The organism is Variovorax ginsengisoli, assembly GCF_030811835.1.
GTDB classification, from domain to species: Bacteria; Pseudomonadota; Gammaproteobacteria; order Burkholderiales; family Burkholderiaceae_C; genus Variovorax; species Variovorax ginsengisoli_C.
The window spans coordinates 184065-206688 of record NZ_JAUSRO010000003.1; the positions used below are offsets into that span (position 1 = coordinate 184065).

Sequence of the window (22624 nt, forward strand, 5' to 3'; positions counted from 1 at the left end):
GTGGGTCCACGCCGGCAGCAGGAAGCCGAGAACTGTAGAACCGAGCCTTATGGAAGCAAACTATTTTTTGGTTCGCGCCTTATGCGGATAAGCTTATTCACCAATGCCCATGCGGGTTTCAGGGCGGTCAAAGACGTTTTCCAGATAAGGCGGCCTGCGGCGATGGGCACCGCGACGGCCTCTTGATTGTCGCGCGTTGCGGGACTCGCTGCGCGCGACAGGTCAGCGGCACATGCGGTAGCCGCCCGTCTCCAGATGGAAATGGTCGCGATGTGCGGCGTTGTAGTCGGGGCCGAGCACGCCGGTGAAGTAGCGACAGGCACCCTTGTGCGCATCGTGCAGCAGGCCGGCTGCCGCGTCTGTCGGCGGATTCGTCGCGCTGTCTACCCTGGGGCTTGTCTCGGCGGCCTTCCAATCGCGCACCAGGCTGATCCGCCGTCCACTGGTCAGTGTGAAGGCTGCAATGTCCACGGCGTTGGCAGTGGCGTGCCGGCTGCGCGAGGCGCCCGGCGTTGCGCCTTCGCCGCGGTTCACATTGCGGCAGGCATAGCTGCCCAGGTGGTCGATCGACGCCACGCGCTCACCGAAGTGGGCCTGCGCTGCAGGCTGCAGTGCATGCCGCTCCCACAGGAAGAAGGACAGCGCGACCGGGCAACTCAGCGCCAAAGGCGTGCCCAGGCGCACCGGTGCCGTGCGCAAGCGGACCGCGTTCTCGAAGCCGCAGCCTGGCCCCGTCACGCGATCGGGCAAAACATCGAACTGCATGCCGGTGCGCGCAAGCGCCTGCATGCAGCGCAGCGGGTCCGCCCGTGCGCGCGACAGTTTGAAGCCCGTCAGCAGATCGGGCGGTGCCTGCACGTCGAGCGGCGCCCAGGGATTGAAGCGATCAGGTACGGTGAGCGCGCCGCGATACAGCGCCATGCCTGTGCCAGCGAGCAGCAAGAGCAGGATGAGGGTGGCCCACCGTCTCCATGGCAGGCGGCGGGGTGCTTCGGTCGGATGCGGGGACGGCATGGCGCACGGTATAGACCGTGCGCATGCTGGTGGGTGCAGGACAGGACGCGCCCTGAACCGACGCATTCATCGCCTCCGAAGACAGGGCGGGGCGCTGTCCGGCAGGCGGTGGGCTGCAGCCGCGCTACAAATGAGGGCAAGCCCTCTCGTCCTCGCAGGTGAATCTCTATGTCCAAGCGCCTCAAGTTCGCCGTCTTCGCCCTTTGGCTTGCCGTGCCCCTGGCCGCCGCGGCCGTCGAGAGCAACCCGCTGGTTGCCGAACGTTGGAAGACTCGGCCGGTGGTGGTGGTCGTGCCGGCGCCTGGCGATGCGTTGCTGGCCCGTGTCGAGTCCGCGCTCAGGCAGACCGCCACGCGTGAGGCCTTCCTCGACCGCGAGATGGTGTTATATACCGTGGTGGGCGGCAAGGGCCGTCGCAACGGCAGGGCATTGAGTGCGACGCACACCGGCGCTCTGCTCAATGCGCTCCAACTCGACCCCGCAGGTCCGCCGACGTTCCTGCTGATCGGCAAGGACGGCGGGATCAAGATGACCGAAGGCCCGGATGTCGATCTGCAGGCGGTGTTCGCCGAGATCGACCGCATGCCGATGCGCCGACGCTGAGCGGACGATTTTTTGTCAGGTCAGCGGCGCGCGAAGAGGTGCCTGTGCCGCGCTCGCGGCTCTCACACCGGGAGGCGGTGCACCTCGACCGTCGCCTCCAGCCCGACATAGGAGTCCGGGTCCCCATACCAAGTGCCCGAAACGGGCGCGGCAAAGGCGGGGTCGCGCGCCACGCCGACGCGAATGAGCTGGCTGCCGCCCAGCAGGTTGTTGGTCGGGTCGTAGGCGACCCAACCGGCGCCCGGCAAGTAGGCCTGTAGCCATGCATGGGTCGCGCCCGCGCCGGTCATGGCGCCGCCGACGCCCCCGCCCACGTCGAGCGCGGCATCGTAGAGGTAGCCCGAGACGAAACGGGTCGCTACGCCGAGCCGGCGTGCGGCTTCCATCATCAGCAGGGCGTAATCGCGGCAACTGCCGCTGCCGTAGGCCAGCGTCTGCAGGGGCGTCTGCGTGCCTTCTTCGTCGCGCGCCTCGTAGCGGAAGTTCTGGTTGATGAACTGGTTCATGCGCTCGAGCAGGTCGCGCGTGGGGGTTTGGCCTTCATGTTTGAGGAACTGATGCGCCCAGGCAATGAGCTTGCCCTCCGGGTCGTCGTGATGCGGCCGCAGGTAATGTTCGAGGTCGAGCCGGTCCTGCAGCGAATAGGCGAAGGGCAGGTACTCGGCCGACGGCGAGAGCAGCGACAGGTCGATCGGCGTGTCGGCGCGCTCGATGGTGAAGGAGCATTCGAGCCGCAGCTCCAGCGCCGGCTGGATCGGCTGCACGAGCGCGACCGAGTTCGAATGGGGGTCCTGAAACATGCGCACGATGGCGTCGGGGCTGACCTTCAGGTCCGTGGCCAACACACGCAAATCGTGGCTGTCCCGCGGGCGGAACATCAAGCGATGCTCGCCGAAGGTCACCGGTTTGCTGTACTTGTAGACGGTGGTGTGGGTGATGGCGTAACGAACTGGCATGTCTCATTGTGCGGCCGGTGCGCGTCATTGGCGTGAAAGTCGGCGTCAGGTCCTGCGTCGGGACGGCACCGCGCGAACGACCTGGGCGCCCGCACGCCAGACTGCAGGGCGCTCAGGCCCGGGGGCGGCCTGTGTCCAGGGCGGCGGCCAGGCGCGTGGGCAGCGGCAGCGGTTCGGCATGCCAACGGGCTGCCAGGAGTTCGGCGCACAGCACGGCGAAGCTCAGCCCGCGCGAGCCCAGCGCGCTGCACAGCCAGGCGCCGCCAGGATCGTCGATGCCGTCGAGTGGGCCGATCAAAGGGCCCACCAGTGGCCGGCGGTCGGCCGATGCACAACGCACGCCTGCCCAAGCCTGCACGCTTGGGCCGTGGAAGTGGGGGGCGAGCAGCGCCGCGGCCTGGGGATGCAGCCGCCCCAGCCGCGCGAGGTTGTCGCTGCTGTCCTGCGCATTCGGCCTGACGTCGGTCTGGTCCCGGCCGAAGCTGGCGCCGGTGAGCCAGATCGCGCCGTCGCTCTGCGGCACCTGCGCGATCAGGTGGCCGTCGCCGTTCAGCGGTGTCGCGGGCAACGTGGGTGCCTGGTCCATACGGCCCCAGTTGACCTGCCCGCGCACGGGTTGCAGCGGCTGGCCAGGCGCCAGCGGGCCACTCCCGAAGCCTGCGGCCAGGACCACGCGGTCGGCCTGAAGCAGGCAATGACCATCGCCATCGTGCAGGGCCCAGCCGTCGGGCGCCCGTTGCATGCGCGCGACGTGGCAGCCGGTGCGCAGCGTGATGCCGGGCTGCGCGAGCCAGGCTTGCACCAGCCGTGCGGGCTTGACCCAGGCGCCGCTGGCGTGCCAGAGCGCGGCGGCACCTGTGGGCCACATGGCCGCGAAACGCTGGGCCTCGGACGCCGGCCAGGAGTCGTTCGGCCCGTTTGCCGTCCAGCCGCTCGGCACGCGCAGATCGTCCGGCGCGCGACGCTCCAGCACGCCGCTGTCGCGCCAGTCCTCGCCTTCGACCAGCCATTGAGCGAGCTGCTGGCGCGTCATGCGGATGCCGGCACGGGTCAGGCGCGAGAGCAGGGCATCGTCGGGCGACACATGCGGCGCCATCACCGCGACCGGCACGCCGGAGGCGCCCGTGGCAGACTGCGCCGCCGCGTCGAGCACGGTGACCTGCCAGCCACGCCGCGCGAGGCTGGCCGCGACCGCGGCGCCCGCCAGGCCGGCCCCGATCACCGCGCAATGTCCGGCGACCGCGGGTTGGGCTTCCGGCACGCGTCGCCGAGGGGTCCAGGCCGGGTCGTAGATGCCGGTCAGAGCCTGCTGCCCTGCGGGCATGTCTGTCGCCGGCTGAATCTGGAAGCCGCATTGCGTGAGCGCATCGCGCATGTCACGCGCACCCGTCGCAGCGAAGAGACGCGTGCCGCGTCGGGCGAAGCGGGAGACCGCCTTGAGCGTGTCCGGCGAAGCCAGCGCCCCATCGCCGTCAAGATACACGCTGTCGGCGTCGAACCGCTGCGTGCGCAGCATCGCCTGCACGTCGCCGATGCACAGCGTCAGCAACACACGGCCCTCCTCGAACGACAGCCGATGAAATCCCGGCAGCAGCCCGCGCCATTGCGCAGCGAGTTGCCCGGCCAGCGCCTCGATGTCCGCGCCGGCGCCGGCAGCGGCTTGCACCAGCGCATCGCGCGCGACCGGATTCGCGTCGATCGACACGACATGCAGCATGCGCGGGCGTCGCGCATCGCCGCGCCACGCGTGCCATACCCTCAGGAAATGCGCGCCGACACCGAAGCCGGTTTCGAGAATCCGCCATTGAGGCGCATCGGCCCAGGCCTCGGCGGGGCTGCAGCCGGAACGCAACACGTGTGTGCGCTCGATGCCCCTCAGGCCGCGGGCGGTGGAACGTAGCCCTGCGCCATGTCTGCGCCTTCGCCGAAGAAGTGCTTTTCCATCTGGCGTGCGAGGTATTGGCGTGCGCGCAGGTCGGCCAGGTTCAGCCGGTTTTCGTTGACGAGCATCGTCTGCTGCTTGAGCCAGGCGGCCCAGGCTTCCTTGCTCACGTTCTCCCACAGGCGCTTGCCGAGGTCGCCAGGGTAGGGCGGGAAATCGAGACCCTCTGCTTCTTTGCCGAGCTTGATGCACTGGACCATGCGTGCCATTTGGATTGCCTTTGTAGTGGGTTATGACGCAGCGGGATGCGCCCTTAGTTGATTTGGCTATTTAGAACTGATGAAACGGTAGTTCCAGTTTGAAGGGGCAACTTTCAGAATCTGCAGCTTGTCACCGCAGATCCTTTTTCGAAAGAACCCCATGAGCCTTCGCCGCGACTTTATCAAGCTTTCCATGGGCGTCGCCCTCAGCGCCGGTTTCGCCCTCACGGCGTTGCCGACCATGGCCCAGACCGTCAACCTGCTCAACGTGTCGTATGACCCGACGCGCGAGCTGTACGTGGACTACAACGCCGCTTTCGCGAAGTACTGGAAAGCCAAGACCGGCCAGGACGTGGTCATCAAACAGTCGCACGGCGGTTCTGGCAAGCAGGCGCGCTCGATCATCGACGGCATCGACGCGGACGTCGCCACGCTGGCGCTGGCAGGCGACATCGACGCGGTCGCATCGCACGGCGGGCTGATCAAGGCCGACTGGCAGAAGCGCCTGCCGCAGAATTCGGCGCCCTACACATCGACCATCGTGTTCCTGGTGAAAAAGGGCAACCCCAAGGGCCTGAAGGACTGGGACGACCTGATCAAGCCCGGCGTGCAGGTGATCACCCCCAACCCGAAGACCTCGGGCGGCGCGCGCTGGAATTACCTGGCGGCCTGGGAATTCGCCAAGCGCAAGTACGGCGGTGACGACAAGGCCAAGGACTTCGTCGGCAAGCTCTACAAGAACGTGCCGGTGCTCGACACGGGCGCGCGCGGCTCGACGATCACCTTCGTCCAGCGCGGTGTGGGCGATGTGCTGCTGGCCTGGGAAAACGAGGCCTACCTGGCGAAGAAAGAGTTCGGCGACGACAAGTTCGACATCGTCGCGCCGTCGATCAGCATCCTGGCCGAGCCCACCGTGGCCGTGGTCGACAAGGTGGTCGACAAGAAGGGTACGCGTGCCGTGGCCGAGGAGTACCTGAAGTACCTGTATTCCGATGAAGGCCAGGACATCGCCGGGCGCAACTACTACCGGCCGACCGGTGAAAAGGCCAAGGCCAAGTACGACAACCAGTTTCCGAAGCTGACACTGTTCACCATCGACCAGGCCTTCGGTGGCTGGGCCAAGGCGGACAAAGCGCACTTTGCCGACGGCGGCTCGTTCGACCAGATCTACGTGAACAAGTAAGACGCATCCCGGCGCCTGTCCGAACGAAAGCACCTTGTGACTGTTTTGCTGATTGCCGGAAGCCCTTCGGCCCCCTCGCGCTCGACGGCGCTGCTCGAAAGCGTGGGTGAACGCCTGGCGCGCCGCGGCGCCGCGATCGATCGCCTGTGGATCCGTGACCTGCCTGCGCAGCCGTTGCTCCACGCCCAGTGGTCGCACCCGGCCATCGAGCGCGCCATTGCCCAGGTGGCCGCGGCGCAGGTGGTGGTGGTCGCCACGCCGGTCTACAAGGCGGCCTACGCGGGGATCCTGAAGGTCTTTCTCGACCTGCTGGCTCAGGACGGGCTGCGCGGCAAGACCGTGCTGCCACTGGCCACGGGCGGGAGCCCGCACCACATGCTCGCACTCGACTACACGCTGCGGCCGGTGCTGCAGTCGCTCGCGGCGCGTCACATCCTGCCGGGCGTGTACGCGACCGACGCGCAGGTCACGCTGACGCCTGAAGGTGCCTACCAGGTGCACGCCGACCTGGCACTGCGCCTGGACGACGCAGCGCAAGCGCTGGCAACCGACGGCCTGAAACTGGCGCCGCAGCAGGGCTTCGAGCCGGTGGCCTTCTCATCGGTGCGATGTAGCTTCTGACGGGCGCTGCGCCCGTCGCCACGGCTGCTGCGGTCACGCAGCATTTCTTCTCTTTTTTCCTGCCTTCCTGCCGTGACGAGCGGCGCGGGAGAGCCGCGTCCGAATTCAAAGCACTCACAGGGTGTCCCCATGCATCAATCATCCGAAATCATGACGCCTCATTCCTCGGCACGCCGCCAGTGGATCCAGGCGGCGGCTGCCACCGTCCTCGCGACCTCCATGGGGGCGTGGGCCCAGGCGCCTGCGCGCACTTTGCGCATCGGCCACCAGAAGGGCGTGCTGAGCGTGCTCAAGAGCCGCGGCACGCTGGAGAAGCGGCTCGCACCGCTCAACGTATCGATCAAGTGGACGGAGTTTGCAGCCGGTCCGGTGCAACTGGAAGCCCTCAACGTCGGCGCCATCGACTTCGGTGATGTCGGTGAAGCGCCGCCGATCTTCGCGCAGGCCGCCGGCGCGCCGCTGGCCTATGTCGCGGCCACGGTCCCCCGGCCCGCGGCCGAGGCGGTGCTGGTGCCCAAGGGTTCGGCCGTCAAGACGGTGGCCGACCTGCGCGGCAAGAAGATTGCGCTCAACAAGGGCAGCAATGTCCATTACTTCATCGTCAAGCTGTTCGAGAAAGCGGGTCTGCCCTACAGCGACCTGAACCTGGTCTACCTGCCGCCGGCCGATGCCCGCGCCGCATTCGAGAAGGGTTCGGTCGACGCCTGGGTGATCTGGGACCCGTTCCTCGCCGCCGCCGAGAAGACGCTGGAAGCCCGCGTGCTGGCCGATGCCACCGGCGTGGTGGGCAACCGCGGCTACTACTTCTCGTCGCTCGACTACGTGGCAAAGAACCAGGACGTGTTGAACCTCGTCATCGACGAGATCAACCGCATCGACCAGTGGGGTGCCGCCAACAAGGACGCTTTCGGCACCGAACTGGCCGGCATCTGGGGCCTGCCCAAGCCGGTGGCAGATGCCTCCGTCGGGCGCCAGGCGTTCGGCACCGCCCCGATCACCAAGGCCATCCTGGCCGAGCAGCAGCAGATCGCCGACACCTTCTTCCAGCTCAAGCTGATCCCGAAAAAGATCAACCTGCTCGAAGCGGCCGGCGCGGGCATCGCCTGATTCACCAAAGGGTTTCCATGCAAGTTTTCTGGTTCCTTCCCACGCACGGCGACAGCCGCTACCTCGGCACGACCGAAGGCGCGCGCACGGTCGACCTGGCCTACCTGCAGCAGATCGCCGGCGCGGCCGACCGGCTCGGCTACGAAGGCGTGCTGATCCCGACCGGCCGCTCGTGCGAAGACCCATGGGTCATCGCGTCGAGCCTGATCGGCGCGACGAGCAAGCTCAAGTTCCTGGTCGCCGTGCGGCCCGGCCTGCACCAGCCGAGCCTGGCCGCGCGCATGGCCGCGACCTTCGACCGGCTTTCGGGCGGGCGCGTGCTGGTGAACCTGGTGACGGGCGGCGACCAGGCCGAACTGGAGGGCGATGGCGTGTTCCTCGACCATGCGGCGCGCTACGAGCAGTCGGCCGAGTTCATCCGCATCTGGCGCGAGATCATCGCGCGCAGCCACGACGGGCAGGCCTTCGACTACGAGGGCAAGCACCTGAGCGTGAAGGGCGCCAAGCTGCTGTTCCCGCCAACGCAACAGCCCCATCCGCCCGTGTGGTTCGGCGGCTCCTCCGAAGCGGCGCATGAGCTGGCGGCCGAGCAGGTCGACACCTATCTGACGTGGGGCGAGCCGCCCGCGGAAGTCGCGAAGAAGATTGCCGACGTGAAGGCGAGGGCGGCGCGCAAGGGCCGCGACGTGAAGTTCGGCATCCGCCTGCACGTCATCGTGCGCGAGACGGAAGACGCGGCTTGGAAGGCTGCGGAAGAACTGATCAGCCGTGTCGACGACCAGACCGTGATCCGCGCGCAGGCGGCCTTCGCCAAGATGGATTCGGTCGGCCAGCGTCGCATGGCCGCGCTGCATGCCGGCGGCGCCAAGCGCAAGCGCGAAGACCTCGAGATCTCGCCCAACCTCTGGGCCGGCGTCGGCCTGGTGCGCGGCGGTGCCGGCACGGCGCTGGTGGGGGATGCGAAAACGGTGGCGGCGCGCATCGAGGAATACGCCGCGCTTGGCCTGGACAACTTCATCCTCTCGGGCTATCCGCATCTTGAAGAGTCGTACCGCTTCGCCGAACTCGTCTTCCCGTTGCTGCCTCGCAAGCAGCGCCCCGGGCTGCCGGGGCAGACGCTGACCGGGCCGTTCGGCGAAGTCGTCGCCAATCTCGATGCGCCATCGCGTCTCGTCTCCCAGAGCTAGAAATGTCGTACACCCCCAGTCTTCGCGCACTTCGTGTCGCTGCGCCAACCCCCTCTCAGGGAGTAACGCCTGCGGCCCGGCAAAGCCGGTTCGGCGGCATTTCACGACTCTGTGCCTCCATCGCGCAGCGGTCGATCCCATGGCTCGTGCCGGTCACGCTCATTGTCGTCTGGCAGATCGCGTCGTCGCTCGGCTGGCTGTCGACGCGCGTGCTGCCGGCGCCGCTCGATGTGATCAAGGCCGCCTGGACGCTGGCCGCTTCGGGCGAACTCTGGACGCACGTGAAGGTGAGCGCGGGCAGGGCGCTGGCAGGCCTGGCGATCGGCGGCGGGCTCGGCCTCGCGCTGGGCTTGCTGACCGGCTCGGTGAAGTTCTTCGAGACGCTGCTGGACTCGACCATCCAGATGGTGCGCAACATTCCGGCGCTGGCGCTCATCCCGCTGGTCATTCTGTGGTTCGGCATCGACGAGACGGCCAAGCTGTTCCTCATCAGCGTGTCGGTGTTCTTCCCGATCTACCTCAACACCTTCCACGGCATCCGCAACGTCGACCCTCAGTTGATCGAGATGGGGCGCACCTACGGGCTCACGCGCTGGCAGCTGTATCGCGAGGTGATCCTTCCGGGCGCGCTGTCGTCCATCCTGGTCGGCCTGCGTTTCTCGCTGGGCCTGATGTGGGTCATCCTGATCGTGGCCGAGACCATCTCGGCGCAGGCCGGCATCGGCTATCTCACGATGAACGCCCGCGAGTTCCTCCAGACCGACATCGTGCTGGTCGGCATCCTGCTCTACGCGCTGCTCGGCAAGCTCGCCGACCTGTTCGCCCGCGGACTCGAACGCTGGTGGCTGCGCTGGCACCCCGGCTATCAAGCCAAGTGATTCCCGTGAGAAACACCATGACCTCATCGCTTTCCCTCACGCGCCGCGGTGCGCTCGGTACGCTGGCCGCGCTCGGCGCTGCCTCTGCCTTCGCGCAGGCGTCGTCGACCGTGCGCATCGGCTACCAGAAGTCGTCGACGCTGATCGTGGTGCTCAAGACCCAGGGCACGCTCGAACGGCAACTCGCGCCGCTGGGCGTCAAACCCAGCTGGCATGAATTCACCAGCGGCCTGCCGTTGCTCGAGGCGTTGAACCTCGACAACCTCGACTTCAGTGCCGACGTGGCCGACACCGTGCCGGTGTTCGCGCAGGCGGCGGGTGCCAAGCTCACCTTCGTGGCGCAAGAGGCACCGTCGCCGGCTGCGCAGGCCATCGTGGTGAAGGCTGAATCGCCGCTGAAGTCGGTCGCCGATCTCAAGGGCAGGAAGGTCGGCTTCGCCAAGGCGGCTGGCGCGCATTACCTGCTGATTGCTGCGCTCGAGCAGGCAGGTTTGTCGCTCAAGGACATCGAGCCGGCCTACCTCACGCCGGCCGATGGCCGCGCCGCCTTCGAGAAAGGCGCTATCGATGCGTGGGTGGTCTGGGACCCGTTCCTCTCGGCGGCGCAGCGCCAGTCGCAGGTGCGCGTGCTGGCCGATGGCACCGGGATCGCGTCGTACCAGCGCTACTACCTGGCTGCCACGCGCTTCGCGCAGGCGAGGCCCGAAGTGCTCAACGTGATCTACGCGGAGCTCGAAAAGGCCGGCCGGTGGGTCAAGCAGAGCCCCAAGGATGCGGCGGCACTGCTCGCGCCGGTCTGGGGCATCGACGCTGCCACGGTCGAGCAGGCGAATGGCCGCCGCAGCTATGCGGTGCGCCCGGCTGTCGCCGAAGGCCTGAGGGAGCAGCAGCGCATCGCCGATGCCTTCTTCGCCGAAAAGCTGCTGCCCCGAAAGATCAACGCGCTCGACATCGACCTGTTCAAACCGGGAGCCCACGCATGAGTGCCGTACTGGAAGACCGCCCCGCCATTGCCGGCGGCGTCAAGCTGGAGATCCGCAGCGTGCACAAGCGCTACGGCGAACGCGAAGTGCTGCGCAACACACAGCTGACCATCGAGCCGGGCCAGTTCATCGCCATCGTCGGGCGCAGCGGCTGCGGCAAGAGCACGCTCCTGCGACTGGTGGCGGGACTGGAGTCCACGTCTGAAGGCGCGCTCTACACGGACGGCAAGGCCATCGCCGGCCTGCATGACGACACGCGGATCATGTTCCAGGAGGCGCGCCTGCTGCCCTGGCGCCGGGTGCTCGACAACGTCACGCTCGGCCTGCCGGCGGGCCTGCGCCAGCGGGGCAGGGATGTGCTCGCGCAGGTCGGCCTGGCCGACCGCGAGAACGAATGGCCGGCGCGCCTGTCTGGCGGCCAGCGCCAGCGTGTGGCCCTGGCCCGTGCGCTGGTGCACCACCCGCGGCTGCTGCTGCTCGACGAGCCTCTGGGCGCGCTCGACGCGCTCACGCGCATCGAGATGCATCGGCTGATCGAGAACCTGTGGCAGCGCCATCGCTTCACCGCCTTGCTGGTCACGCACGACGTGCAGGAGGCGGTCGCGCTGGCCGACCGGGTGATCCTGATCGAGGACGGCCGCATCGCGCTCGACGAAAACATCGCGCTGGCACGCCCGCGTTCGCAGGGCGATCCAGCCTTCGCAGCGATCGAGAAACGCATTCTCGACCGCGTGCTTCAGAAGCCTGGTGCCGATCTGGACGAACCTGCCGAGCCCGCCAACGACACGCGCTGGGCCGACGGCCCCGCGCACGCCCTGCGCTGGGCGCTCTGATTGCCATCTGTCACTTTCAACCCTAGGAGTCTTTCATGTCCATCCAAGCCATCAACGTCCGCAACCAGTTCAAAGGCAAGGTCAAGGAGATCATTCGCGGCGACGTCGTCTCCGAAGTCGATGTCGAGACACCGTGGGGCATCGTCACCTCGGTGATCACCACGCGCTCGGTCGACGAACTGCAGCTCAAGCCCGGGTCGGACGTGGTCGCGCTGGTCAAGTCGACCGAGGTGTCGATCGCGAAACTTTAAGCTCCCCCAGGCTTCGCGCACTTCGTGTCGCTGCGCCTTCCCCCTCGCCGGGGGCAACACCAGCGGCCCGGCTAAGCCGGTTCCGCGGTGTTTTTGGCTTGGGCCCTGTGCTGAGCTAAGGATGTTTACTTGACGTTCGGACTCGCTCAAAGGATCGCCGCAGAATGCAACGATCTTTCCCAGGACCTCGGACCATGGCCTCCACCAAGCAACTCAGGCTCGGCGCCTTTATGCGTCCGGTCAGCATCCACACCGGCGCCTGGCGCTATCCCGGTGCCTGGCGTGATGCGAACTTCAATCTGCCTCGCCTCACGCAACTCATCAAGACGCTGGAGCGCGGCTGCTTCGACGCCTTCTTCATGGCCGATCACCTGGCGCTGCTCAACATGCCGGTCGAGGCGCTCAAGCGCAGCCACACGGTCACCTCCTTCGAGCCGTTCACGCTGTTGTCGGCCCTGTCGCAGCACACGACGCACATCGGCCTGGTCGCCACCGCTTCCACCACCTTCGACGAGCCTTTTCATATCGCGCGGCGCTTCGCGTCGCTCGACCACCTGAGCCAAGGGCGCGCCGGCTGGAACATCGTCACCACCTCCAACCCCGACGCTGCGCTCAACTTCGGCCGCGACGACCACATGGAACATGACGAGCGCTATGCCCGCGCCCGCGAGTTCTACGACGTGGTCACCGGCCTGTGGGACAGCTGGGCCGACGACGCCTTCATACGCGATGCCGACAGCGGCCTGTTCTTCGACACGGACCGCCTCCACGTGCTCGACCACAAGGGCAAGCACCTGTCGGTGCGCGGGCCGCTGCACATCGCGCGGCCGGTTCAGGGCTGGCCGGTGATCGTTCAGGCCGGTGCATCGGAGGCCGGGCGCCAGCTCGCTGCCGAGACGGCCGAGGTGGTCTTCGCGGGCGCCGGCACGCTGGCCAATGCCCAGGCCTTCTATGCGGATGTCAAGGGGCGCATGCGCAGGCTGGGCCGCGATCCGGACCATCTGAAGATTTTGCCCGGCGCGTTCGTGGTGGTGGGCGACACCGTTGAAGAGGCGCATGCCATTCGCACCCGTCTCGACAGCCTGGTGCACTACGACAGTGCGATCGCGTCGCTGTCGATCGCGCTGGGCCATGACGCGTCCCTGTTCGACCCCGATGGGCCGCTGCCTGAAATTCCTCCGACCAACGCAAGCCAGAGCAGCCGCGAACGCGTGATCGACCTGGCCCTGCGCGAAGGGCTCACGGTGCGCCAGTTGGCCCAGCGCCTGGGCGGTTATGGCGGCCAGGCCTTTGTCGGCACCGCACAGACCATCGCCGACGAGATGCAGGAATGGTTGGAGACCGAGGGCTGCGACGGCTTCAACGTGATGTTTCCGTGGCTGCCCGGCGGGCTCGACGATTTCGTCGACAAGGTCGTACCCGAACTGCAGCGCCGCGGCATCTTCCGTACCGCCTACGAGGGCCGCACCCTGCGCGAAAACCTTGGGCTGCCGCGACCGGGCAATCGCTTCTTCGAAAGCCAGCCGGCGCGCGAATGAGCGCGCCGTCCGGGGCGCCGTTCAGAACGCTGGAATCAGCGAGCCATTGAACTTGGTCTCGATGAAGGTCTTCACTTCCGGCGAGTGGTAGGCCTTCACCAGACGCTGTACCCAGGGCTTGTCCTTGTCGGCGCGGCGCACGGCGATCAAGTTGGCATACGGTCCCTTCGGCGCTTCCTTGAGGATGGCGTCCTTCGTGAAGGACAGTCCCGCCTTTTCGGCGTAGTCGTTGTTGATGGCGGCGATCGCGAGGTCATCGAGCGAACGCGGCAGTTGGGCTGCGTCCAGCGGCACCAGCTTGAGTTTCTTCGGGTTCGTCACGACGTCGAGCGGTGTAGCCGTGTTGTTCTTCACGGCCTCGGGCTTGAGCGTGATCAGGCCTGCCGACTGCAGCAGCAACAGCGCGCGGTTGCCATTGGACGGGTCGTTCTGGATACCGACCGAGGCGCCGTCGGGCAGTGCCGAAATGTCCTTGATCTTGTGCGAGTAGAAGCCCAGGGGGGCGGTGATCGTCAAGGCCACCGGCACCAGGTCGAAGCCGCGCGCCTTGATCTGGTTGTCGAGGAAGGGCTGATGCTGGAACGCGTTCGCGTCGAGATCGCCGGAGGCGAGCGCCGCATTGGGCAATTGGTAGTCGTTGAACACGATCACCTGCACGTTCAGGCCGTCGCGCGCTGCGACCTTCTTCACGACCTCGAAAATCTGTTCGCCGTTGCCGACCGACACGCCCACCTTGATGCTGTTCTTGTCCTGGGCCTGAGCGGCACCGGCAGTCAGCAGGGCAGCGGAAAGGGCGAGCACCAGGGTACGGCGTGCTTGAGAGATACGCATGGAAGTCAATCAGGGAAAATAAGGAGTTGCGACTGTCTCATTGCGCACCAAAAAAGGGAACGACGCAATCCTCATATGGATATGTCGGACCCTGCATGCAGTGCTTATGTATATTTGGATATAACTAGACGCCGAATTGTTCGTTCCCTTTCGTTTGGCTTTTCCCCATACTCGCCAACCCTGCAGCTTTGCAGCCGCGCCACGAGCGCGCTCTGCCTGACCACTTTCCCATGAGCCTTTCTTCCCGCGACACGGTCGCCGATGGCCCCGTGATCCGTCTCGACGCCGTCCAGAAATCCTTCTCCCTCCCTAACGGCGAGGTGTTCGACGCCGTGCGCTCGGTCTCGCTCGACATCGCCCAGGGTGATGTGTTCGGCCTGATCGGCACCAGCGGCGCTGGCAAGTCCACGCTGCTGCGCCTGATCAACCTGCTGGAGCGGCCCGATGCGGGCCGCGTGCTGGTCGGCGGGCGCGACCTCACGCAACTCTCGCGCAGCGAGCTGCGCGACATGCGCCAGAACATCGGCATGGTGTTCCAGCAGTTCAACCTGCTGCAAAACGCCAGCGTGTTCGACAACGTCGCCTTTGCGCTGAAGATCCACGGCAAGCATTCGCGCAACGAGATCGATGCGCGTGTGCGGGAGTGCCTGGCGCTCGTCGGCCTGGCCGAAAAGATCGACACCTACCCGGCCCAGCTCTCGGGCGGCCAGAAACAGCGCGTGGCGATTGCTCGTGCGCTCGCACCACGTCCTCAGGTGCTGCTGTGCGACGAGCCGACCTCCGCGCTCGACACCGAGACCACGCGTGCCCTGCTGCAGACGCTGCGCGACATCAACGAGAAAATCGGTGTGACCATCGTTATCGTGACGCACGAGCTGTCGGTCGTCGAACTGCTCTGCCGCCAGGTGGCGATCATGGAGCACGGCCGGGTGGTCGAACGGTTTGCGGTCGATTCTGCAAGCGATGCGCCGCGTCTGTCGGCACTCGGGCGCGAGCTCGACGCGCTGGTGCGTCGCCGCGAGCGCGACGAACGCGAGGCCCAGGAGGCCCAGGATGCCGGCGCAGCCCGAGCGGCCGAGGTGAACTATGTTTGAAAACATCCTGCCCATCCTTCCCGAACTCTGGACGGCCATCGGCCAGACCTTCCTGATGCTGGCCATCGGCCTGTCGGCCGCTGTGCTGATCGGCGGTCCGCTGGGCATCCTGCTGTTCCTGCTCGGCCCGGGCCAGTCGCTGCAGAACAAGCCCGCGTTCCTGATCCTGAACTGGCTCGTGAACACGGTGCGTTCCTTCCCGTTCATCATCCTGCTGGTGGCGCTGGTGCCGTTCACGCGCATCATCGCGGGCACGTCGATCGGCCCGCTTGCTGCTGCCGTTCCGCTGTCGATCGCCGCGATCCCGTACTTCGCGCGGCTGGTCGACCAGTGCCTGCGCGAGGTGCCACGCGGGGTGATCGAGGCGGCGCACGCCATGGGCGCGTCGGAGCTGCAGATCGTCTGGCGCGTGCTGGTGGTCGAGGCGCGTTCGGGTCTGGTGCTGGCGCTGACCGTCTTGTCGGTGAGCTTCCTGTCGTATTCCGCCATCGCGGGCGTGGTGGGCGGCGGCGGCATCGGCGACCTTGCGATCCGCTACGGCTACTACCGTTTCCAAACCGATGTGATGGTGCTCACGGTGGCCGTGCTCGTCGTGCTGGTGCAGGTGATCCAGTTTGTCGGGAATACGGTCGCCCGCCGCCTGGACAAACGTTGATCTTTTTCCTTTCCTCTTTTTTTCTGTGAACCTATGAAGACATCCTTGCTCCGCCGTTCCGTTCTGGTCCTGTCGCTCGCGGCCCTGTCGCTGGGCGGCCTGTCGCTCCAGGCGCAGGCTCAGCCCGCCACCAAGAAGGAACTGGTGATCGGCGGCACTGCCGGCTCGAACGCCGACCAGCTCAAGTTTGGCATCGTCCCGCTGCTCGAGAAGAAGGGCTACAAGGTCAAGCTGGTCGAATTCAATGACTACGTGCAGCCCAATCTCGCCCTGGCCCAGGGGTCGCTGGACGCCAACTTCTTCCAGCACCTGGTCTATCTGAAGAAGTTCGCGGCCGACCAGAAGCTCGACATCGTCGAACTGGTGCAGGGCCCGATCGCGCCGATGGGCGTGTACTCCAACACCCGCAAGACCCTGGCCGAGGCCAAGGAAGGCGACCGCGTCACGCTGCCCAACGACCCGAGCAACCTGGCGCGCGCACTGCTACTGCTGGAGCAAAACAAGCTGATCACGCTCAAGCCCGGCATCGACCCGATCCGCGCGTCGGAGAAGGACGTGGCCGAGAACCCGCGCAAGCTGAAGTTCCTGCCGCTCGAAGCCGCGCAACTGCCGCGCACGTTGGGCGATGCCGAGTACGCGATCATCAACGGCAACTTCGCGATCTCGTCGGGTCTGAAGCTGACCGGTGCCGTGGCGCTGGAGAAGCCGGCGGACCATTACCTGAACGTGGTGGCGGTCAAGCGTGCCGACAAGGACACACCGTGGGCCAAGGACATCGCCGAAGCCTTCCAGTCGAAGGAATTCAAGGCCGTGGTCGACAGCAAGTTTCCGGGCTACGCCAAGCCGGCTTTCCTGCAGTAAACGGGGCACCGAGACGACCTGACAAGAGCCACCTTCACGGTGGCTTTTTCTTGCTCGTACCGGTTTGCCTTGCCCTCGCACAGTCTTTGGAATGGTGCGATGCTCGGGCTTTCGGAACAGGCAACAGTCAACGGAGGCACAAGATGGCCGGATTCCAGGTGGACGAGATCGTCACTGCGCTGCATCAGGTTCGGCGCGATTGGCGCGAGTCGCAGCAACGCTCGCAGGAGGGCGGTGAGCGGGAGTTGCCTTCGCGCGAGGTGATCGGTGAGGTGGTCCAGGCGTTGACGGGCGCGCTGTTTCCGATGCGGCTCGGACCGACCGACCTGCGCCAGGAAAGCGAGGACTTCTACGTCGCTCGCACGCTCGACGCGGCACTGCACCAATTGCATGGGCAGGCAACGCTCGAATTGCGTCACGAACGTCGCCGCACCCTCGCCGAGCAGGCCGTGCTCAGCGCCGAAGCGCAGCAGCGGGTGCGCGCCTTTGCCACGGCGTTGCCCGGCATTCGCGCGCTGCTGGACACCGACGTGCTGGCCGCGTTCCACGGCGACCCGGCGGCGCGCAGCGTCGACGAGGTGCTGCTGTGCTACCCGGGCGTGCAGGCGATGATCCATCACCGCCTGGCGCACCAGCTCTACCGGCTGGAGCTGCCGCTGCTCGCGCGCATCGTGGCCGAGCGTGCGCACGCGCAGACCGGCATCGACATCCATCCCGGCGCGCAGATCGGCGCCAGTTTTTTCATCGACCATGGCACGGGTGTCGTGATCGGGGAAACCGCGGTGATCGGCGAGCGCGTGCGGGTGTACCAGGCCGTCACGCTCGGTGCCAAGCGCTTTCCGACCGATGCGCACGGCAATCTGCAGAAGGGGCTGCCGCGGCACCCATTGGTCGAGGACGACGTGGTGATCTATGCGGGTGCGACCATCCTCGGACGCGTGACCCTGGGCAGGGGGGCGTCCATTGGCGGCAATGTCTGGGTGACGAACGACGTGCCGGCAGGCGCCAGCGTCACACAGGCCAGCCTGCAGAAAGCGCCGCGCGGCGACCCGTGCCTGGGTGACGCCAATCTGGGCTAGCCGCGGGTTGCGTCGACAGGCAAGCGCGGCGTTGGCGTACAGGTCATCGCGCCGGGCGCTCCCATGATGATCCGTTCGCTGTCCGGCACGCGCCGTACCCCACTGATTCGTTACAGGAGATTCGCACCATGAGTTCGTACAAGATCGCCGTTTTTGTCGGCAGCCTGCGCAAGGATTCCTTCAATCGCAAACTGGCGCTGGCGCTGGCCCATCTCGCGCCGCCTGAATTCACTTTCGAGCACATTGCGATCGGCGACCTGCCGCTCTACAACCAGGACGACGATGGCCACCAGGCGGCCGAAGTGCTGCGCCTGAAGAGCGAAGTCTCCGCGGCGCAAGGCTTGTTGTTCATCACGCCCGAGTACAACCGCTCGATCCCTGGCGTCCTGAAAAACGCGATCGACCATGGGTCGCGGCCCTATGGCCAGAGCGTGTGGGGTGGGAAGCCCGCTGGCGTGATCGGCGTGTCCGTCGGCGCCATCGGAACGGCGCTGGCGCAGCAGCACCTGCGCAACGTGTTGGCCTACCTCGATGTGCCGACGCTGGGCCAGCCCGAGGCCTTCATCCAGAACAAGGACGACCTGTTCGACGACAAGGGCCACGTCGGCAACGAATCGACGCAGAAATTCCTGCAGACCTGGGTCGACGCCTATGCGGCGTGGGTCAAGGCCCACAGCGCCTGAAAGAGCGCTGGAGCCCAGCGCCCGTCAGGCTGACTGCGCGATCGGCGTGTCAGCCAGGACGGCGGCGATGTCGCTGCGTGCGGCTGCCAGCGCGGCTGTTTTGCCTGCCTCGCCCATGGCCAGACCTTCGGCACGCACGATGCGCACATCGCTGATGCCGAAAAAGCCGAACACGACTTTCAGGTAGCTTTCCTGGTGCTCCAGCGCCTGACCGGCTTCGGAGGTCGCGTACATGCCGCCGCGTGTCGACACCACGATCACCGTCTTGTCGCCAGCCAGGCCGATCGGGCCCTTTTCGGTGTACTTGAAGGTGCGGCCGGCCTGTGCAAGGCGGTCGATCCAGGCCTTGAGCTGGCTGGGCACCGAGAAGTTGTAAAGCGGCGCCCCCACCACGATCACATCCGCCGCGAGGAACTGTGTGATCAATTGTTCCGACACGGCATTCTCAGCCCGCTGTGCAGGCGTCGGCTCGGCTTGTATGCCGACTTTGATGCCAAGGGCATCGGCGCCGAAATGGGCCGGCGCGTTGGCCGCGAGATCGAGGTATTCGACGGTGGTGTCCGGATGCGCGTTGCGCCATTGCGCAACCACTTCGGCCGTCAGTTGGCGTGACACGGAGTGGGCGCCCAGGACACTGGAGTCGATATGCAGCAGCTTCACGATGAATTCCTTTGAGATGACTGGCCCTCACTGGGACCGATGGCATGAATTCTATTTTTGTGTCTAATTGATGATAAGTAGCTAAAATCGCGTTTCATTGTCCCGTTCATGGATCGAATCCCGAGGCGAATGGGCAGTTCCAAAGGCGGAAGGCAACGGCGTGCAGGATCTCAACGACATGGTGTTTTTTGCCGAAGTGGCCGAGCGGGGCGGTTTTGCCGCTGCCGGGCGGGCGCTGGGGGTGCCGAAATCGCGCCTGTCGCGGCGCGTGGCCGACCTGGAGGCGCGGCTGGGCGTGCAACTGCTCCAGCGCAGCACCCGCAGCCTGTCGCTCACCTCCGCGGGCGAGCTGTTCCTGCGTCACAGCAGCGCCATGCGAGATGCTGCACAGGCTGCGGCCGAGGCCGTGGCCCAGGTGCAGACCGAACCGCGCGGGACGGTACGGCTGAGTTGTCCTGTCACGCTGACACAAAGCAGCGTGGGACCTGTCCTTCCGTTGTTCATGGCGCGCTACCCGGGCGTGCGCGTCGAGATGCGCGCGCTCAATCGACCGGTCGATCCGGTCGAGGAGGGTGTCGACATCGCGCTGCGCGTGCGGCCCGTCATCGAGGACAGCGCAACCCTGGCCGCACGCAGCTTCGGCAAGAGCCGCGGGCTGCTGGTCGCCGCGCCCGCGCTGCTGGCGGGCCAAAAAAAGGTGGCACAGCCCGCGGACCTGGCTGGGCTGCCCACGGTGGCCATGTCTGCCGCAGATGGCCGTTCAAGCTGGCAGCTCGCCGGGCCGGCCAAGGCCGTCTTTGTTCATACACACCATCCGCGCTATGTGGTCGACGACCTGTTGGCCTTGAAGTTCGCGGTCATGCGCGGTGTGGGTGCCTCGGTGCTGCCTGACTACATGTGCCGTGAAGAGGTGAAGGCCGGGTTGCTGGTCGAGGTGCTCCCAGGATGGGGGCCGCCGCCCACCATCACGCACGCGATGTACCCGCCGCGGCGCGCACTGGTGCCGGCCGTGCGTCTGCTGCTCGATTTCCTGGCCATGCACCTGGACGGCGACGAGCCGCACGAACCTTGCCGTGAAAAACTCTCCAGCGCGCGGCCTGGTTGATCTCTTATTCCTTTAATGCCATAACCAAACAAGTAGATATTCGTTTGTGATCCAAGCGGTTGTTTCCACAATCGGTGTTCCGATCCATCCGAACATCGAGGAATCACCATGGCCAGACTGAGACTCGGCGACATCGCCCCCAATTTCACCCAGGATTCCAGCGAAGGTCCCATCGATTTCTACCAGTGGGCTGGCAATTCGTGGGTGGTGCTGTTTTCACATCCGGCCGATTTCACGCCTGTCTGCACGACCGAGTTGGGCAAGACGGCGGCGCTTTCCGGGGAGTTCGCCAAGCGCGGCGTCAAGCCGATCGCTGTCAGCGTCGACCCGGTGGGCAAGCACCACGAATGGATCGCAGACATCAACGACACGCAGAAGACCACGGTCGACTTTCCGATCCTGGCCGATGCCGATCGCAAGGTGGCCGACCTCTACGACATGATCCACCCGAACGCCTCGACCACCGCCACGGTGCGCAGCGTGTTCATCATCGACCCGAAGCATGTGCTTCGCACCACCTTCACCTACCCGGCGAGCACCGGCCGCAACTTCGACGAAATCCTTCGTGTGATCGATTCACTGCAGCTCACCGACAGCCACAAGGTGGCGACGCCTGCCAACTGGAAGGACGGCGATGACGTGGTGATCGTGCCGAGCATCCAGGACCCGGCTGAACTCGCCGAGCGTTTTCCGAAGGGCTTCAACGCCGTGCGCCCCTACCTGCGCGTGACGCCGCAGCCCAACAAGTGAGCCTCCAGGTCGTCATCGTCCCCGGCTGGCGAGATTCCGGGCCGGGCCATTGGCAAAGCCTGTGGTGCGACGGCATTCCGGGGGCCACGCGCGTGGTGCAGGACGACTGGATCACACCGACGCGCGCCGCCTGGGTGGCCGCACTCGAACGCACGGTGCTGGCCGCGCCGCAGCGGGTGGTGATCGTGGCGCACAGCCTGGGATGCATCGCGACGACGCATATGGGCGCTGAGGCGACAGCGCGCATCGCCGGCGCGTTGCTGGTGGCGCCGGCCGATCCAGAGCGCCGCGCAGTGCTGTCGGACTTCGCGCCCGTGCCCTACGAAAAGCTGCCTTACCCGAGCGTGGTGGTGGCCAGCACCAACGACCCCTTCTGCCCCGTGCGGCTCGCTGGTGCCTATGCCCGCGCATGGGGCAGCGAATTCGTCCGCATGCAGAATGCGGGTCACATCAACGTCGACTCGGGGCACGGCGACTGGCCGCTGGGCCTGGCACTGCTCCAGTCGCTGTACCCATCCTTGCGCGATGCGCCGATTCTGACGGCGGCGCGCACCGATTCCCTCGAACCTTTGGCTAGCTCATGATTTCCAAGACCAAGATCCTTCTCGCCGGCCTCGCCCTCGTGGCGGGCTCTGCTGCCGTGGCGCAGACCAGCACGTTGCTGAATGCTTCCTATGACGTGGCGCGCGAGTTCTACAAGGACTACAACCCGGCCTTCGTCGCCCACTACAAGAAGACGACCGGCAAGGACGTGAAGATCGATCAGGCGCATGGCGGCTCCAGCGCCCAGGCACGTGCCGTGGCCGACGGGCTGGACGCCGACGTGGTCACCATGAACACTTCCACCGACATCGACTTTCTGGCCGGTGCCGGCGTGGTCGCCAAGGACTGGACGAAGAAGTTTCCCGACAACGCATCGCCGACCACCTCGACCATGCTGATCCTCGTGCGCAACGGCAATCCGAAGGGCATCAAGGACTGGGACGACCTGATCAAGCCCGGCGTGCAGGTCGTGGTGGTCAATCCCAAGACCGGCGGCAACGGCCGTTACGCTTATCTGGCTGCGTGGGGCTACGTCAAGAAGAAGGGTGGTACCGACGCGCAGGCGGCCGAGTTCGTCGGCAAGCTGTTCAAGAACGTGCCGATCCTCGCGCGCGGCGGCCGCGACGCGACGACCGCTTTCCTTCAGCGCAACATCGGCGATGCACTGATCACCTTCGAATCCGAAGTGCTGTCGATCGACCGCGAGTTCGGCGCCGGCAAGGTCGACGCGGTGTACCCGTCGATCAGCGTGCTGGCCGAGAACCCGGTGGCTGTGGTTGAACGCACGGTCAACAAGAAGGGCTCCGGCGAGCTGGCCAAGGCCTACCTCGACTACCTGTATTCGGACGAAGCCCAGGAGATTGCGGCCAAGCATGCGCTGCGTCCGCGTTCGCCTGCCGTGCTCAAGAAGTACGCCAGCACCTTCAAGCCGGTGCAGCTGTTCACCGTGCAGGAACTGTTCGGCGGCCTGGGGGAAGCACAGAAGGTGCACTTCAACGACGGCGGCCAGTTCGACAAGCTCTACACCCCTGGCGCGAAATAATGTCCTCCCCCCGTCTTCGCGCACT

The 22624-nt window shown here is 66.1% G+C and carries 25 protein-coding genes; 19 read left to right on the forward strand and 6 right to left on the reverse strand.

Annotation, left to right across the window (positions count from 1 at the left end; all coding sequences use genetic code 11):
- Nucleotides 1-222: 222 nt before the first annotated feature.
- Nucleotides 223-1014 (reverse strand): extensin-like domain-containing protein, encoded by a 792-nt coding sequence (locus J2W36_RS05140; protein WP_307688604.1) that lies wholly within the window; start codon nucleotides 1012-1014, stop codon nucleotides 223-225.
- A 168-nt stretch (nucleotides 1015-1182) separates the two neighbouring features.
- Between J2W36_RS05140 and J2W36_RS05145 the strand changes: the two genes are divergently transcribed.
- Entirely contained in the window at nucleotides 1183-1617 is a 435-nt protein-coding gene (locus J2W36_RS05145) for a DUF4174 domain-containing protein (RefSeq protein WP_307688605.1), read from the forward strand.
- Nucleotides 1618-1679: 62 nt separating this feature from the next.
- On the opposite strand, the gene J2W36_RS05150 is transcribed toward J2W36_RS05145, so the two are convergent.
- From J2W36_RS05150 to J2W36_RS05160, 3 genes are all read right to left on the reverse strand, one after another.
- Nucleotides 1680-2573 (reverse strand): transglutaminase family protein, encoded by an 894-nt coding sequence (locus J2W36_RS05150; RefSeq protein WP_307688606.1) that lies wholly within the window; start codon nucleotides 2571-2573, stop codon nucleotides 1680-1682.
- Nucleotides 2574-2685: 112 nt separating this feature from the next.
- On the reverse strand, nucleotides 2686-4428 hold the full coding sequence (mnmC1, locus tag J2W36_RS05155; protein WP_307688607.1) for an FAD-dependent 5-carboxymethylaminomethyl-2-thiouridine(34) oxidoreductase MnmC1: 1743 nt from the start codon (nucleotides 4426-4428) through the stop codon (nucleotides 2686-2688).
- A gap of 20 nt (nucleotides 4429-4448) precedes the next feature.
- Nucleotides 4449-4724 carry an oxidative damage protection protein gene (locus J2W36_RS05160; RefSeq protein ID WP_307688608.1) on the reverse strand — a complete coding sequence of 92 codons (276 nt, stop codon included), beginning with the start codon at nucleotides 4722-4724 and terminating at the stop codon, nucleotides 4449-4451.
- 151 nt (nucleotides 4725-4875) lie between these two features.
- Here J2W36_RS05160 and J2W36_RS05165 point away from each other — a divergent pair, with 151 nt between their 5' ends.
- From J2W36_RS05165 to J2W36_RS05205, 9 genes are all read left to right on the forward strand, one after another.
- Nucleotides 4876-5898: a sulfate ABC transporter substrate-binding protein gene (locus J2W36_RS05165; protein ID WP_307688609.1), complete on the forward strand. Its 1023-nt coding sequence runs from the start codon at nucleotides 4876-4878 to the stop codon at nucleotides 5896-5898.
- 36 nt (nucleotides 5899-5934) lie between these two features.
- On the forward strand, nucleotides 5935-6519 hold the full coding sequence (gene ssuE / locus J2W36_RS05170) for an NADPH-dependent FMN reductase (RefSeq protein WP_307688610.1): 585 nt from the start codon (nucleotides 5935-5937) through the stop codon (nucleotides 6517-6519).
- A 150-nt stretch (nucleotides 6520-6669) separates the two neighbouring features.
- Nucleotides 6670-7626: a sulfonate ABC transporter substrate-binding protein gene (locus tag J2W36_RS05175; protein WP_307688824.1), complete on the forward strand. Its 957-nt coding sequence runs from the start codon at nucleotides 6670-6672 to the stop codon at nucleotides 7624-7626.
- Between the two features lie 17 nt (nucleotides 7627-7643).
- Nucleotides 7644-8813, forward strand: coding sequence for an FMNH2-dependent alkanesulfonate monooxygenase (gene ssuD, locus J2W36_RS05180; RefSeq protein ID WP_307688611.1), 1170 nt, complete (start codon nucleotides 7644-7646; stop codon nucleotides 8811-8813).
- A gap of 2 nt (nucleotides 8814-8815) precedes the next feature.
- Entirely contained in the window at nucleotides 8816-9691 is an 876-nt protein-coding gene (gene ssuC, locus J2W36_RS05185; protein WP_307688612.1) for an aliphatic sulfonate ABC transporter permease SsuC, read from the forward strand.
- Nucleotides 9692-9708: 17 nt separating this feature from the next.
- Complete coding sequence (locus J2W36_RS05190; RefSeq protein ID WP_307688613.1) at nucleotides 9709-10674, forward strand: aliphatic sulfonate ABC transporter substrate-binding protein; 966 nt, start codon at nucleotides 9709-9711, stop codon at nucleotides 10672-10674.
- Nucleotides 10671-11507 (forward strand): ATP-binding cassette domain-containing protein, encoded by an 837-nt coding sequence (locus tag J2W36_RS05195; RefSeq protein WP_307688614.1) that lies wholly within the window; start codon nucleotides 10671-10673, stop codon nucleotides 11505-11507. The genes J2W36_RS05190 and J2W36_RS05195 overlap by 4 nt, the downstream gene beginning before the upstream one ends.
- Nucleotides 11508-11542: 35 nt before the next feature.
- A complete protein-coding gene (locus J2W36_RS05200; RefSeq protein ID WP_183026473.1) occupies nucleotides 11543-11758 on the forward strand; it encodes a TOBE domain-containing protein in 216 nt (71 codons plus the stop codon).
- 194 nt (nucleotides 11759-11952) lie between these two features.
- Nucleotides 11953-13296, forward strand: a complete 1344-nt coding sequence (locus J2W36_RS05205; protein ID WP_307688615.1) for an LLM class flavin-dependent oxidoreductase — start codon at nucleotides 11953-11955, stop codon at nucleotides 13294-13296.
- Between the two features lie 21 nt (nucleotides 13297-13317).
- On the opposite strand, the gene J2W36_RS05210 is transcribed toward J2W36_RS05205, so the two are convergent.
- A complete protein-coding gene (locus J2W36_RS05210; protein WP_307688616.1) occupies nucleotides 13318-14127 on the reverse strand; it encodes a MetQ/NlpA family ABC transporter substrate-binding protein in 810 nt (269 codons plus the stop codon).
- A 230-nt stretch (nucleotides 14128-14357) separates the two neighbouring features.
- On the opposite strand from J2W36_RS05210, the gene J2W36_RS05215 reads away from it, so the two are divergent.
- From J2W36_RS05215 to J2W36_RS05235, 5 genes are all read left to right on the forward strand, one after another.
- Nucleotides 14358-15221 (forward strand): methionine ABC transporter ATP-binding protein, encoded by an 864-nt coding sequence (locus J2W36_RS05215; RefSeq protein WP_307688617.1) that lies wholly within the window; start codon nucleotides 14358-14360, stop codon nucleotides 15219-15221.
- Nucleotides 15214-15876, forward strand: coding sequence for a methionine ABC transporter permease (locus J2W36_RS05220; RefSeq protein WP_307688618.1), 663 nt, complete (start codon nucleotides 15214-15216; stop codon nucleotides 15874-15876). The genes J2W36_RS05215 and J2W36_RS05220 overlap by 8 nt, the downstream gene beginning before the upstream one ends.
- A gap of 33 nt (nucleotides 15877-15909) precedes the next feature.
- A complete protein-coding gene (locus J2W36_RS05225) occupies nucleotides 15910-16737 on the forward strand; it encodes a MetQ/NlpA family ABC transporter substrate-binding protein (protein WP_307688619.1) in 828 nt (275 codons plus the stop codon).
- Between the two features lie 143 nt (nucleotides 16738-16880).
- Nucleotides 16881-17816 carry a serine O-acetyltransferase EpsC gene (gene epsC / locus J2W36_RS05230; RefSeq protein WP_307688620.1) on the forward strand — a complete coding sequence of 312 codons (936 nt, stop codon included), beginning with the start codon at nucleotides 16881-16883 and terminating at the stop codon, nucleotides 17814-17816.
- 128 nt (nucleotides 17817-17944) lie between these two features.
- Nucleotides 17945-18499 carry an NADPH-dependent FMN reductase gene (locus J2W36_RS05235; RefSeq protein ID WP_307688621.1) on the forward strand — a complete coding sequence of 185 codons (555 nt, stop codon included), beginning with the start codon at nucleotides 17945-17947 and terminating at the stop codon, nucleotides 18497-18499.
- Nucleotides 18500-18523: 24 nt separating this feature from the next.
- Here J2W36_RS05235 and J2W36_RS05240 read toward each other — a convergent pair whose 3' ends face one another.
- A complete protein-coding gene (locus tag J2W36_RS05240) occupies nucleotides 18524-19159 on the reverse strand; it encodes an FMN-dependent NADH-azoreductase (protein ID WP_307688622.1) in 636 nt (211 codons plus the stop codon).
- Between the two features lie 160 nt (nucleotides 19160-19319).
- Between J2W36_RS05240 and J2W36_RS05245 the strand changes: the two genes are divergently transcribed.
- From J2W36_RS05245 to J2W36_RS05260, 4 genes are all read left to right on the forward strand, one after another.
- Complete coding sequence (locus tag J2W36_RS05245) at nucleotides 19320-20264, forward strand: LysR substrate-binding domain-containing protein (protein WP_307688623.1); 945 nt, start codon at nucleotides 19320-19322, stop codon at nucleotides 20262-20264.
- 108 nt (nucleotides 20265-20372) lie between these two features.
- Nucleotides 20373-21014 (forward strand): peroxiredoxin, encoded by a 642-nt coding sequence (locus tag J2W36_RS05250; protein WP_307688624.1) that lies wholly within the window; start codon nucleotides 20373-20375, stop codon nucleotides 21012-21014.
- Nucleotides 21011-21598 carry an RBBP9/YdeN family alpha/beta hydrolase gene (locus tag J2W36_RS05255; RefSeq protein WP_307688625.1) on the forward strand — a complete coding sequence of 196 codons (588 nt, stop codon included), beginning with the start codon at nucleotides 21011-21013 and terminating at the stop codon, nucleotides 21596-21598. The genes J2W36_RS05250 and J2W36_RS05255 overlap by 4 nt, the downstream gene beginning before the upstream one ends.
- Nucleotides 21595-22599: a sulfate ABC transporter substrate-binding protein gene (locus J2W36_RS05260; protein ID WP_307688626.1), complete on the forward strand. Its 1005-nt coding sequence runs from the start codon at nucleotides 21595-21597 to the stop codon at nucleotides 22597-22599. Before J2W36_RS05255 ends, J2W36_RS05260 begins: the two co-directional genes overlap by 4 nt.
- Nucleotides 22600-22624 lie beyond the last annotated feature (25 nt).

Coding starts and splice junctions, on each gene's coding strand:
- J2W36_RS05140 (WP_307688604.1), bottom strand. CDS start 1,014: ATGCCGTCCCCGCATCCGACCGAAGCACCCCGCCGCCTGCCATGGAGA.
- J2W36_RS05145 (WP_307688605.1), top strand. CDS start 1,183: ATGTCCAAGCGCCTCAAGTTCGCCGTCTTCGCCCTTTGGCTTGCCGTG.
- J2W36_RS05150 (WP_307688606.1), bottom strand. CDS start 2,573: ATGCCAGTTCGTTACGCCATCACCCACACCACCGTCTACAAGTACAGC.
- J2W36_RS05160 (WP_307688608.1), bottom strand. CDS start 4,724: ATGGCACGCATGGTCCAGTGCATCAAGCTCGGCAAAGAAGCAGAGGGT.
- J2W36_RS05165 (WP_307688609.1), top strand. CDS start 4,876: ATGAGCCTTCGCCGCGACTTTATCAAGCTTTCCATGGGCGTCGCCCTC.
- J2W36_RS05175 (WP_307688824.1), top strand. CDS start 6,670: ATGACGCCTCATTCCTCGGCACGCCGCCAGTGGATCCAGGCGGCGGCT.
- ssuD (WP_307688611.1), top strand. CDS start 7,644: ATGCAAGTTTTCTGGTTCCTTCCCACGCACGGCGACAGCCGCTACCTC.
- ssuC (WP_307688612.1), top strand. CDS start 8,816: ATGTCGTACACCCCCAGTCTTCGCGCACTTCGTGTCGCTGCGCCAACC.
- J2W36_RS05190 (WP_307688613.1), top strand. CDS start 9,709: ATGACCTCATCGCTTTCCCTCACGCGCCGCGGTGCGCTCGGTACGCTG.
- J2W36_RS05195 (WP_307688614.1), top strand. CDS start 10,671: ATGAGTGCCGTACTGGAAGACCGCCCCGCCATTGCCGGCGGCGTCAAG.
- J2W36_RS05200 (WP_183026473.1), top strand. CDS start 11,543: ATGTCCATCCAAGCCATCAACGTCCGCAACCAGTTCAAAGGCAAGGTC.
- J2W36_RS05205 (WP_307688615.1), top strand. CDS start 11,953: ATGGCCTCCACCAAGCAACTCAGGCTCGGCGCCTTTATGCGTCCGGTC.
- J2W36_RS05210 (WP_307688616.1), bottom strand. CDS start 14,127: ATGCGTATCTCTCAAGCACGCCGTACCCTGGTGCTCGCCCTTTCCGCT.
- J2W36_RS05215 (WP_307688617.1), top strand. CDS start 14,358: ATGAGCCTTTCTTCCCGCGACACGGTCGCCGATGGCCCCGTGATCCGT.
- J2W36_RS05220 (WP_307688618.1), top strand. CDS start 15,214: ATGTTTGAAAACATCCTGCCCATCCTTCCCGAACTCTGGACGGCCATC.
- J2W36_RS05225 (WP_307688619.1), top strand. CDS start 15,910: ATGAAGACATCCTTGCTCCGCCGTTCCGTTCTGGTCCTGTCGCTCGCG.
- epsC (WP_307688620.1), top strand. CDS start 16,881: ATGGCCGGATTCCAGGTGGACGAGATCGTCACTGCGCTGCATCAGGTT.
- J2W36_RS05235 (WP_307688621.1), top strand. CDS start 17,945: ATGAGTTCGTACAAGATCGCCGTTTTTGTCGGCAGCCTGCGCAAGGAT.
- J2W36_RS05250 (WP_307688624.1), top strand. CDS start 20,373: ATGGCCAGACTGAGACTCGGCGACATCGCCCCCAATTTCACCCAGGAT.
- J2W36_RS05260 (WP_307688626.1), top strand. CDS start 21,595: ATGATTTCCAAGACCAAGATCCTTCTCGCCGGCCTCGCCCTCGTGGCG.